The sequence below is a fragment of the Hyella patelloides LEGE 07179 genome, from assembly GCF_900659865.1.
Taxonomy (GTDB): Bacteria; Cyanobacteriota; Cyanobacteriia; order Cyanobacteriales; family Xenococcaceae; genus Hyella; species Hyella patelloides.
In genome coordinates this window covers 1-2,001 of record NZ_LR214414.1, presented here as the reverse complement: position 1 = coordinate 2,001, position 2,001 = coordinate 1, and the positions used below count along the sequence as shown (strand labels likewise).

General features: G+C 35.9%; 2 protein-coding genes. Both read left to right on the top strand.

Features of this window, described 5'->3' with window-relative positions:
* The first annotated feature begins 167 nt into the window (after positions 1-167).
* Complete coding sequence (locus H1P_RS35365; protein ID WP_144876461.1) at positions 168-575, top strand: carboxymuconolactone decarboxylase family protein; 408 nt, start codon at positions 168-170, stop codon at positions 573-575.
* 772 nt (positions 576-1,347) lie between these two features.
* Positions 1,348-2,001, top strand: a 654-nt coding sequence (locus H1P_RS35360; protein ID WP_222427417.1) for a cache domain-containing protein, incomplete at its 3' end; no start/stop codon positions are given.

The following is a 2,001-nucleotide window of genomic DNA, read 5'->3' as shown; positions in this document are numbered from 1 at the left end:
GAAAGAATTTTGATAACTTTGAGGCATCATTTAAGATCGAATAAGTATTTTACAGATATCAAAAGCTAGCATAAAATTCAAGATATCAAAATTAAAGTCAGAGTCCTTTAGGGCATAACGCGGGGTCACTCGTCAACTTCAATGCAGTATCGCAAGAGAAATATCCCATGAACGAAAAAGAACCAACTGAACGCTTTAAGCGAGGTTTGGCAAAGCTAAAAGAAATAGACGGCGAAGCTGGGGAAAAAGTTATTGAAAGCCTTAAAGACATCGCACCCGATTTAGGAAGATATGTGATTGAATACCCTTTTGGTGATGTTTATTCCAGGGAGGGATTGGATTTAAAAAGCCGAGAAATCGCCACGGTTTCAGCATTGACTGCAATGGGTAATGCAACACCTCAGTTGAAAGTTCATATTCACGGAGCATTAAATGTTGGCTGTTCGAGAGAAGAAATCGTGGAAATTATGATTCAAATGTCTGTCTACGCAGGATTTCCTTCCGCTTTGAATGGAATATTTGCAGCAAAAGAAGTTTTTCAAGAAAGGGACGAGAAAGGACTATCAGACAGTTAGCACTCAATAAGATAATAGATCGCCATCTACAGAGATATCTGATACAACCTCAAGAAAACCAATACAATGAAGAAAATCAGATATTCATACAATCGCTTCATCATACATAGTATTGAGACTTTAAAGACACCTAGCGAGGAAGACTAAAACTTCCTCTATTGAGAAAATTGCGACTTTAGCAATTATTAAGCCATTGTGCAGAATAATTAAAACTTCCTATTTTGTGCAGGGAGCATCTCTCGTTTTAGACATTCTCTTCGTGCTTGAACTATAGGTCAACTAAAAAGATTTTATATTACATATATATTCTAAATTTTGGCTATTATCAAAATCAGGAAATTGTTCCCTGGAAATACAGTGCTTTTCCTTGATTTTTTAATTTCTCTTTTCTCCTCTAATTTTTGAGCTTGCTTTTTTCAAAAAAAGTCGATGTGTTCAAGTTTTAAATCAAATTTCAGTATTCTTACTGTTTTAAAATATGACAATGCATATATTAATATAAGTAAATTTCCATAAATAAAACTTTTTGTATGCACTTTTAAATCGAGCAGCAATCATAGGATAATACGGAAGCTGAGAGGTTTTCTCTCTCATAAAACTATAAGTATTTCGTCTCATTCAAGCAAGCAATTTAATCATTAGGTACGAGTAATAAAGATTTCGTCTATTTTTAGAATTAATTATTGTATATTCTCTGTTTACTGCGGTTGAATAAACAAAAAGCACGTCACTACTATCATCGATTGGCTTGGAGATTAAGTTAGGTAATTACATGGTCAAGACACTAGAAAAACTACCTTTACGTTTAGTTTTAGTAGTTCCCTTTGTGCTGCAAATTTTTATCGCAGTAGGATTGACAGGTTATTTATCAGTGCGTAACGGACAAAAAGCAATTAACGATCTAGCTACGCAATTACGAGAACAAGTGAGCGATCGCGTCAGTCAACATCTAGATCGCTATTTAGCTTTACCCCATCAAATCAATCAAATCAACGCTGGGGCGATCGAACAAGGATTAATTGACGTTACCGATTTACGTGGTTTTGGTCGCTATTTTTGGCAGCAAATGCGCGTATTTGAGGAATTTGGCTACATTAATTTTGGCAATCCCCAAGGTGATTTTGTCGGGATTAATCGTAATGACGATAATAGTTTGCGCCTCGATTTTATCGAGCAAGCTTATCTAGGAACATATCACGGTTACGCTACAGACGAACAGGGTAATCCTACACAACGGATTATTGTTGATGAATTTGATTTTCGGGTGGATAGTTGGTACACAGATGCAGTTAAAACTGGTCATCCCTTGTGGAGTGAAATCTATACTTGGGATGACGATCCTTCAATTATCTCTGTTTCTGCTAGTTATCCTCTTTACGATCGCCAGCAAACTTTAATCGGCGTAATTGGTATCGATTTAGTCTTA

Coding starts and splice junctions, on each gene's coding strand:
- H1P_RS35365 (WP_144876461.1), top strand. CDS start 168: ATGAACGAAAAAGAACCAACTGAACGCTTTAAGCGAGGTTTGGCAAAG.